11 protein-coding genes are annotated in these 9863 nt (G+C 38.1%); 4 read left to right on the top strand and 7 right to left on the bottom strand.

Annotated elements, in window-relative coordinates:
• Window positions 1-25 precede the first annotated feature (25 nt).
• Window positions 26-1591, top strand: a complete 1566-nt coding sequence (gene ilvA / locus KO495_RS08750; RefSeq protein ID WP_215980033.1) for a threonine ammonia-lyase, biosynthetic — start codon at window positions 26-28, stop codon at window positions 1589-1591.
• 111 nt (window positions 1592-1702) lie between these two features.
• Complete coding sequence (locus KO495_RS08755; protein ID WP_215980034.1) at window positions 1703-2635, top strand: prohibitin family protein; 933 nt, start codon at window positions 1703-1705, stop codon at window positions 2633-2635.
• 163 nt (window positions 2636-2798) lie between these two features.
• Here KO495_RS08755 and KO495_RS08760 read toward each other — a convergent pair whose 3' ends face one another.
• From KO495_RS08760 to KO495_RS08790, 7 genes are all read right to left on the bottom strand, one after another.
• Window positions 2799-3689 carry a hypothetical protein gene (locus tag KO495_RS08760; protein ID WP_215980035.1) on the bottom strand — a complete coding sequence of 297 codons (891 nt, stop codon included), beginning with the start codon at window positions 3687-3689 and terminating at the stop codon, window positions 2799-2801.
• A 31-nt stretch (window positions 3690-3720) separates the two neighbouring features.
• Window positions 3721-4092: a hypothetical protein gene (locus KO495_RS08765; RefSeq protein ID WP_215980036.1), complete on the bottom strand. Its 372-nt coding sequence runs from the start codon at window positions 4090-4092 to the stop codon at window positions 3721-3723.
• Between the two features lie 126 nt (window positions 4093-4218).
• A complete protein-coding gene (locus KO495_RS08770) occupies window positions 4219-5340 on the bottom strand; it encodes a hypothetical protein (RefSeq protein WP_215980037.1) in 1122 nt (373 codons plus the stop codon).
• A 359-nt stretch (window positions 5341-5699) separates the two neighbouring features.
• Window positions 5700-6350, bottom strand: coding sequence for a hypothetical protein (locus tag KO495_RS08775; RefSeq protein ID WP_215980038.1), 651 nt, complete (start codon window positions 6348-6350; stop codon window positions 5700-5702).
• A gap of 14 nt (window positions 6351-6364) precedes the next feature.
• Window positions 6365-6745, bottom strand: a complete 381-nt coding sequence (locus tag KO495_RS08780) for a hypothetical protein (protein WP_215980039.1) — start codon at window positions 6743-6745, stop codon at window positions 6365-6367.
• A 129-nt stretch (window positions 6746-6874) separates the two neighbouring features.
• The gene (locus tag KO495_RS08785) at window positions 6875-7339 is read right to left on the bottom strand and encodes a hypothetical protein (protein WP_215980040.1); all 465 of its coding nucleotides are present in this window, start codon (window positions 7337-7339) and stop codon (window positions 6875-6877) included.
• Between the two features lie 62 nt (window positions 7340-7401).
• Window positions 7402-7929: a hypothetical protein gene (locus KO495_RS08790; protein ID WP_215980041.1), complete on the bottom strand. Its 528-nt coding sequence runs from the start codon at window positions 7927-7929 to the stop codon at window positions 7402-7404.
• Window positions 7930-8172: 243 nt separating this feature from the next.
• On the opposite strand from KO495_RS08790, the gene KO495_RS08795 reads away from it, so the two are divergent.
• Complete coding sequence (locus KO495_RS08795) at window positions 8173-9069, top strand: redoxin family protein (protein WP_215980042.1); 897 nt, start codon at window positions 8173-8175, stop codon at window positions 9067-9069.
• Between the two features lie 202 nt (window positions 9070-9271).
• Complete coding sequence (locus KO495_RS08800) at window positions 9272-9739, top strand: hypothetical protein (protein ID WP_215980043.1); 468 nt, start codon at window positions 9272-9274, stop codon at window positions 9737-9739.
• The last annotated feature ends 124 nt before the right edge of the window (window positions 9740-9863 follow it).

Raw genomic sequence — 9863 nt, forward strand, 5'->3', positions numbered from 1 at the left:
CAACCACCGTAATTTAGGCAATACCATGACCGCAACGCAAGATCTACTCACGCAAAATACACAACAAGCTGAACAACTCGATTATTTACGACGTATTCTGCTTGCACCGATTTACGATGTTGCAGTAGAAACTGAACTGACTCCACTGACTAAATTATCAACGCGTTTAAATAATCAAATTTATTTAAAACGCGAAGACCAGCAACCTGTACATTCTTTTAAATTACGTGGTGCATACAACAAGCTCGCCAATTTAACCGAAGAACAATGCATTCATGGTGTTATCGCCGCTTCAGCAGGTAACCATGCGCAAGGTTTAGCACTGGCAGCAAGTAAACTTGGTATAAAAGCGACTATTGTTATGCCAAAAACTACACCCGATATTAAAGTCGACAATGTCCGTCGTTTTGGTGGCGAAGTACGCTTAGTAGGTAATAGCTTTAACGAAGCTCAAGCGGCATCTCAAGAATATGCACAAGCAGAAAACAAAACCCTTATTCACCCTTTTGACGATGTTGATGTTATTGCTGGTCAAGGTACCGTTGCTAAAGAGTTATTACAACAACTGCCCCATGCTGACGTAGTATTCATTCCTGTTGGCGGTGGTGGTTTACTGGCTGGCATGGCGGTTTACTTAAAACAACTGAGCCCAAAAACTAAAATTATTGGCGTAGAAGCAGAAGATTCTGCTTGCTTAAAAGCGGCACTCGCCGCAGGCGGACCTGTTGATATTACTCAAGTAGGGCTTTTTGCCGACGGCGTTGCAGTTAAGCGCATAGGTGAAAACACCTTTGGTTTAATTCAGCGCTATTGCGATGAAGTAATTACCGTAAATACCGACGAAATTTGTGCTTCAATTAAAGACATTTTTGAACAAACACGTGTTATTGCTGAGCCTGCTGGCGCTTTGTCGTTAGCTGGTTTACAAAAATATTGTCAAAGTAGCCAAGGCTCAGAGTCTTTAGCCGCAATACTTTCTGGCGCCAACATGAACTTTCATACCTTACGTTATGTGTCTGAACGTTGTGAATTAGGCGAGAAAAAAGAAGCTATTTTAGCAGTAACCATTCCCGAAGAAAAAGGCAGCTTTAAGCGTTTTTGCCAAGCAATAGGTAATCGCGCAATTACTGAGTTTAACTACCGTTACACAGGAGAACCCAGTGCTGAAATATTTGTTGGTATTCGCCTAGGGGGCAGCGTGCAAGAACGCCAGCAATTACTACAAGGTTTAGTTAACGCTAATTATAAAGTGCGTGACTTTACCGATAATGAGCTAGCCAAGCTTCATGTACGCTATATGATTGGCGGAAAAAACATTACCCCTGCACATCATCAAAAAAATGAGCGCTTATTTAGTTTTGAATTTCCTGAGCACCCTGGTGCCCTTGAGAAATTTCTAGCAGCAATGGGTGAGCATTGGAACATCACTTTATTCCATTACCGAAACCATGGCGCGGCATTTGGTCAAGTATTAGCAGGCTTTGATGTAGACAATAAGCAAGAGCAAGAGTTTTTTCAACATTTGGCAGATTTAGGCTACCAGTGGCAAGAAGAAACCGACAACTTGGCATATCAAACCTTTTTAAATTAACCACAAACGTTACTTAATTGGCCGAACAAACAAAAGCCTTGACATATTATGTCAAGGCTTTATTGTTATTAACAAGTAGTTATAAATGTTAAATAAGCAGAAGGAAATAATATGTTAAAAAATGGACTAAGCAAAAAGACCGTTGATGTAAATGCCGCGCAAGCAACTAAACATATTGGTAAAGTTGTTAGTGGCGTTATCGCTCTAGCAGTTTTATGGCAAGTACCTTACACCATTGACGAAGGTCATGTTGGCATAGTTAAGCGCTTTGGTGAAGCAACCACCCAAGTAAATCCGGGGCTACATACTAAAGTTCCCTTTGCTGACAGTATTGAAGAGTTAGAAATTCGTACTCGTAAAAATTCTGAGAATTTAAAAGCCTCTACTTTTGAGCAAATGCCTGTACAAGCGGAAGTATCGGTAAACTGGACCGTCATTCGCGCAGAAGCCTTTGAACTTTACAAAGGTTACGGCGGCTTAGATCAATTTGAAAATAGAATTTTAGACCCACGCTTACGCTCTGCCACTAAAGATGCACTCGCACGCTTTAAAGCTGAAAAAATAATCCAAAACCGTGGACAAGTTATTCAAAAAATTGAAGAAACATTACTCGAAGCCATGGCTGAATTTCCGGTAAAGCTTGATAGTGTACAAATAGAAAACTTGGTATTACCACAAAAATACTTACAAAGTATTGAAACTAAGCAAACCGAAAAAAACTTAGCCGAAGCTGAAAAACACCGTTTAGAACGACAAAAACTTGAAGCACAGCGTGAGGTAAATACCGCTGAAGCAAAACGTGATGCTGAAAAAGCCCGTGCTGACGGTAGTGCTTACGCCATAGAAATTGAAGCAAAAGCGCAAGCTGAGGCAATTCGTGTTAAAGGTTTAGCAGAAGCTGAATCTATGGTGAAAAAAGCCGAAGCCATTAAAAACAATAAAACCTTAGTTGAGTACGTCAAAGCACAACAATGGAATGGTAAATTACCAACAACGGTAATGGGTAGCGGCCAAGACATTTTGTGGAATATGAAAGAAAAATAAGCTCATATTCATAATTTGCCAAAGCTAGTCTTCACCAACAAAGCAAATATAGACCTAATCAAGCAATTGATTAGGTCTATTACAAATAAGTCCAACACGGTTAGTGGTAAAAATAACAGCTTGAGATGAATTTAGTTACTGGTAAAGCATTAACAAGTAACCGTTACCAAAATTCCTTATCTAAATATTTACCATTTTTTCGATCGTAAAAAGGGGCTTGCGCATACAACTCAGGTGTTAGTGTTGATTTTTTCAACTCTTGGTCTGATTCTGGATCCTCCATCACTTGTTGCCAGTTAAGATAAAAGCCTTTCGGAATAGGCTTAGTTTTATCCATATAATGATTTACTTCGGTCCAAAGAATTTGTGCTGACTCAGGTGTTCTTGGCATAAAACTAACCGTGTAAACCTTTTGCCACCACATTGTTTTGGGAAATTTTTTGGGGGCGAGAAAAGCAACACGGTGCATCACCCCTTTACCGGACGATACTTTACTGGTGTATAACTCAACATCTTCTATGCCTACTGAAAAATGCTTATCACCATTACCAATAGGAAAAATAACCAAGCCGGTTTTACGCTCAAAACGGATAAATTCATAAACACTTTCTGTATATTTTAACTTGATTAGATAAGCGATCCCTACACTGGTAAATATGGTTAACCCCCAGCCCCAATACAAAGCAAATGATTCACGAGTTTCTATATATGAAAATAAGAGAGCGACTCCAAAAAAAAATAATATAGCTAATACCCCTGACCATGATGTATTACCTATATATCCCATATTCATCGCGCCCATAGATAAGTATTCTGTATTAGTAAATAGTTGACCGTTATTTTGATCAAAACTCAGTTTAGCCAACGACTCGACTTTATTCATACCTTTACCAAGTCGAAAGCTTCTTGGCTTACTGTTTTTGCTATCTAAAATAGTATTATCCACGATCGGTTTAACAGAATTATTGCCGTTAATAAAGTACGTTAAACTCCAATACATAATACCGGCTAATAGTAATAGCATTAAGATGATAACAAGGGTTGTATCTTCCATAAATGATCTTCTTTTTTCTTATTAATAGTATTTAATATGCAGTTTTTTCATGTTTATGCATCGTTCGGCTTAACCAGCCTGCAGTTCCTTGACCAAAATCATGAATATGAAGGGTAATAGTATCTTCAGCCCACACTTCAGACTTTGCAGGTACATCTTCTTCATCGCGTATGCCAATAGGTAAACGTAACTCCTGTTTAGAGGTAGGCGTAATAGTTGCGCCTTTACCTTTAGAGTAGGTGCGGCAACGCATTCTAACGTCTATTTTTTCACAGCTAAATTGCTCAAAGTATGGATACAAACATTCTTCATGAAAAGACAATCTAAAACCAGTATTGCCTTGATTAAGTATAAAAGGGGTCTGCCCCCTTTTATTTCCAATATTCTTCCCTCTGTTGCTCATATTTACTGGTTATATTGAGCCGTTAACATCCATCTTGAATATATTTGAATAACTCAGTACTTAATTTTAAAAAAGAGTACCCAAAGCGATAACAGACGACAGTAAACGACATTGTTATTATACAAATCAGTGCGTAGCTTTCTTCTTTACCTGCGGTTTAGGAATAGTCTTGTTATCAAAAAGCATGGGGTATACAAAATATCGAGGAAACCAATGCGCTTTAAAGACTAAAATCTCATCTGAAATAGAATCTGCCTCACGCCACGGGTAATAACAAATGTCAGGTACTTTATAGCCGCACTGCAATGCCTCATGTAAGGTATTAACGCCTTTTGAAGGAAACTTGAATTTTACCTCTCCACTTATCTTTTTAACTTTTTTGATAAACTTTTTATCAACCCGATACCAAAAATGAAAAGGTCTCTTGTGTTTATTGTCATGATTGATGGTTGTTAGGTCGTACTGTCGATAGCGCTCAAATTGCGGAATATCTGACAGTGGCACCTCAATATTCATAAAGTTTTTAATTAGCTCCCAGTGAACCAGTGCGTCCTCTACAGAGTTAAAATGAGCAACCTGATACATTACATCTAATTGGTAGTGCAGTAACGTAAAGCCATAAGACGGATGCCCCCGTTCATTATGAAGAATGCGGTGATGAGCATTAAACTGCTCAAAGGGCAAGTAATGGTAACCACTACGGTCATCATTAGTAATTTCAACCATACCGGTTCGCCGGTTAAAAATGACATATTGTCCTGTTGGTACAAGGTTTAGCTTATCGCACAAGCGATGTAAATATTTTGAAATAAGTAATAGTGGAAAACCAATAAGAATTAAATCTATATCATTACGAATATTTTCCCAACCACCAAATAGGAAGCCAATAAGTAAATATGACGACAATAGAATATAACCAGTTAAATGGAGAAAAAACCAACCTCGAGCTAAAATTTCTTTTACGTTTAAGGACGAGGAGTCTAACGGCAAGCGCAGCTCGTTATCGTTAATCCTTAACTTCTGATATATATCTATATAACTATACTGTGTAAGGTCTTGGTATATATCCCAGCAGATGCCAGTAATTTTTACTCGAGGGAACACTCCCAACTGACATTGTGCTTTCGCTAAGTGTCCTTTACGCGCTTTTGGTCCCGCAATATTTTCTCGATAATAAGGATTTGCTTTGCCTTTGTAGGCAGTACTTTCGTAAGCTTTTATCGTTTGACTGTCGGTGTTAATTATCATATTCAACGTCCTTGATTAACCATGCATACTTTAATGAAATAATGCATGGCTCTATTGTACTTTGTCCCTTAAAGTACGAGGCACCATTAGTGCGACTTTCTAATAACTAGGTAAAATACCATACATGTTCACGGTTAACTTGCTTATCATCCGCTTTACACCCTTCTCCTGCCTTAAAGTAACGATTAAAGACCCGTTGATTCGGTAAGGTCTTGCACCAGCCTTAAACCAGCGATAGTTAAAGCCCATAGTTACAGTCCTTAGCTAAATCAATCACGACAAATATCATGCTTTATTTTCATCCTTAAAAATTTTAATATTACGCTTAACACAGCTCCAGGCAAAGCTGGAAGCTAAGTTCAAATACCTATGGTTAGCTGCCTAAATACAACCCCTGCACGCTTTCTCCATAGTGGCACAGCTAATTCATCATCAAAATACTTTTGCTCTATCGGCCAGCTTAACCACGGCGTTTCAAGCTCTTTTTTAGCGCACGTTGGATCGTGTATCGCACTTTCAAAAGGAAAGTTATGGACCATTTCTTCTAACGCTTCCTCTATTGCTCTTTGGTGTTTAACATGCATTTTACGCCAATGATATTCAGGGCGGTTATGTTTTTTATCGTAAGCAACGGTGAGCGGGTCAAGGTGACGAAATGCTTCCAACTCAGGCATATCGGGTAATGGCAAAGTATTATCAGCAAAGCGCTGAATTAATTCCCACTTATGCTGACAATGGTTAGGGTTGTGCGGATTATCTCTGACATTAGTTTGTAAAAAAGCACCACTGTAAGTGTAGTGGTCTTTGTGGGCTAGGCATAAGGTATAGCTTGAGCCACCCTGCTGGTTTTTAATTTGTTTAGAATAAAACGCCTCAATGTCGGTTAGTGGAAAGGTAGCATGACCAAATTCGTTTTTTTCAGGGTTGCCTTTCACGCGCCACGTAAAACTGATAGTTTGCTTTTCGCGGTCAATGTAAGCGCCCTTAAATCGATTAAAAATGAAGTGCAAGAAAAACCTCATATTCAACCAAAAGAGATTCCACGCCACAACGATGTATAAAAAGAACATTGGAAAATCAGTGGTAGCATAAAACATTGAGACAACAAAAAAAGTACGCAAGCAAGAGAGCCAACCCCACCGAATATTATGGGACCAAAAACAGCAAAAATAGCCAACAAGTTCCCTGTTATACTATCTATTTTATAAAAACGCTCTCCTTGATCAAGAAACTTATAGCCTTTCATACGCATTCTAACGTATCCATTTATCTTCTTGGTTAGCTCTAAACCAATAAAATCATCATCAGCCTTGAGCCCTTCTCCTGCTTTGAAATAACGATTAAAGACCCGTTGATTCGGTAAGGTCGTTGCGCCAGCTTTAAACCAGCGATAATTAAAGCCCATAGTTACAGTCCTTAGCTAAACCAATAGCTAAATCAATCACGACAAATATCATGCTTTATTTTCATCCTTAAAATTTTTTAATATTACACTTAATGCCGCTCTAAGCAGCGCGGTGCTAAGCTGTTAGGATTAAACACCAACAATTAGCTGTCTAAGAACTACTCTACCTCGTCTTTTCCACAGTGGTATTGCCTCTTCATCGGTAAAATATTTTTTATCAACTTTCCACGTTCGCCACGGTTTTTCTAACTCTTTTTGTGCATAACGATCGGGGTCTGCTATCGCACTATTAAAAAAGAAACTATTCACCTGCTTTTCTATTTCAGCCTCTATCGCTCTTTGTTGTTTAACGTGCATATTACGCCAATGAAATTTAGGTCGCTGGTGTTTTTTATCATAAGCAACAGTAACAGGGTCTAACTGTCGAAACTTTTCTAAATCAGGCATGTCGGGCAGTGGCAAAGTATTGTCGGCAAAGCGCTGAATTAATTCCCATTCCATTTGGCAAAAGTTTGTGTTATGCGCACTATCAGGCACGCTAATTTGTAAAAAAGCGCCATCATAGCTGTCGTGGTCTTTATGGGCTAAACACAAGGCATAGGCAGAGCCGCCGTTTTGATTACGTAACTGTAATGACGCAAACGCTTCAATATCACTTAATGGGAAGGTAGCATGACCAAATTCATTTTTTCGGGGTTACCACTAACGTGCCAAGTAAAACTAATAGTTTGCTTTTCTCGGTCAATGTAAGCACCTTTAAACTTACTGAAAACCAGATTCAAAACAAAGTTTAAATTCAACCAAAATAAATTCCAACCAATGGTTGCCGCTAAAAGCCACCAAGGAAAATCCACCTCAGAAAAAAGAACTGCCATTATAAAAAAAAATACGCAGGCAAGCGAAGCGACCCCACCAAATATAGGAGGTAGAAACAATGCAAAAATTAGCAATACATTATTGGTCATACTAAAAATAGGGTAGTAGCGTTCTCGTTGCGTGAAATATATTCCCGATACCAACCTATCTCTAACATAATCATCTAGTTTTTGAGTAATATTTAAACCTGTAAAAGCCCCCTCTCCTTGGTATTCATCACTCTTTACTGATTTAAAATATCTATTATAAAACAATTGGTTAGATAAAGTAACAGCGCCACTTTTAAACCAATTATAATTAAAACCCATGGTTTATTATTCCGTTCATATTCTTCCTCATTCCTTTGAGTACAATTTAAAGCTTAAATCGTTAGCCTGTAACAATTAACTCCATAGATACTTTTTATCCAAAACGCTCGCAGTATATCAAGCTTCAGTTGGAGCTAACATTTTTATATTTTCCATAATACGATTGTATTTGCAGATAGCGTATTTTCTTAGATTAAAGGTATACTCAATACCTAATCATTTACTGTAAAGAGTGCAAAATTCATGAAAGCCTTATTCTCACTTATTATGTTGGTTTTTACCTTAGTACCTATAGCATTCGCCGATGATTTAAACGACATTCAATTAACCGACTTTAAGTCAAATAAAGCAATATCATTAGCTAAATTTGATAAATCAAAGCCTACTTACCTGAAACTTTGGGCAACGTGGTGCCAACCCTGTATGGCGCAAATGCCGCACTTTCAAAAGCTTCATGAAACCTATGGTGAAAAAATCAATATTATCGCGGTGAATATTAATATCAATGAAGAGATGAAATATATTGATGACGTTATCACTAAATTTGGTCTAACTATGCCAGTATTACTTGATAATGAGGGGCAACTTAGTGAAGCGCTTGGGCTCGTAGGAACCCCTTTTAGTGTTCTTATTAACACCAATAACGATGTAGTGTACACAACACACGAGTCGGATGAATTACTAGATACTTTTATTGCTAAACTCGCCAAAGGTGAGACGCTTGCGAGTAAAAGCGATGACATGCTCAGCGAACAAGCGAAGCAAAAGATTATTGCACCTTGGCAAACTGGCAATCATACTTTATTTTTTACCGCGACTTGGTGTGATTGGTACCTTAAAGATTCCAGACCCAAAATGGCCAATGATTGCAAAGATATTCAGTCAGCAATTACCAAAAAATTCCAACAATCAGGTGATAAATCATGGCATGGCTTTGTAAATCACTTATGGACAGAAGACAAAGCACTTACCGACTTTATTGCACTTTACCAATTAGGTTTTCCGTTCAATATAGATAACAATGGTGTGTTATTCACTCACTTTAATATTCGAAATATTCCAACCATAATCCACATTGAAAATGGTAAGGTTGTTGAAAAAATAACAGGTGATGAAATAAAGCAATTGCTTGCAAAATAACGGCAGCGCCACACATTTTCATCTTGGTTAAGCTGTTATTTAGGTGATTTTATCTAAGTACTGTTATCTAGGGGATATTAGTTGAGTAACATAACTAGTTGGGTAATATAACGGCGAAACCAAGTGGCAGCTTGAACTGTTGATTTTGTTAGTGTTAAAATTAACTTTCATTCACGCATTTTTATCAATTTTGGTATAACTTGTGACATCTCTTATTAATAAAACAGTTTTAGTTACTCTGCTTTGCTTGATCTTAGTCGGTCAATCAATGGCATCCGTTACTATGTTTTATAGTATGGCTGGAATGACTTCAATGAGTGGCGTTATCTTGAGTGATGATACCAGCACTAACAGTGCATCTAACTCTATGGCTCATTGCCAACATGGTGCTTCTGCAAGTGAAGTAATGCAACCTATGATGTCGGTTAACACCGCACACCATGAAAGCCCTCAGCAAATTAGCGCTAAAAAACAACCAAGCAATAGCAACGAGCAATGTTGCGCACAAGACTGCCAATGTTTAACGGGTGGCTGTTCTAGTGCATCTGCTTTTTCAAAGTCTATTGCCTATAGTGGCATTAACGCTACGGCGAACAAAATCAGCTTTGTTAATAACCCCCCTGTAACACAACCCTTACCTTCTTTATATCGTCCACCGATAGTTAGCTGATCACAGCCTCATTGCCTCTAAAATTTGAGGTAATTCTCATTTTTCAACGATAATCGTTTAATTTATCATCATTTTATTAACACCAATGGTTAGTGTTTTTATTTTACGCATGTAAGTGCCTGTT

The organism is Colwellia sp. D2M02 (assembly GCF_018860755.1).
Classification (GTDB): Bacteria; Pseudomonadota; Gammaproteobacteria; order Enterobacterales; family Alteromonadaceae; genus Colwellia; species Colwellia asteriadis.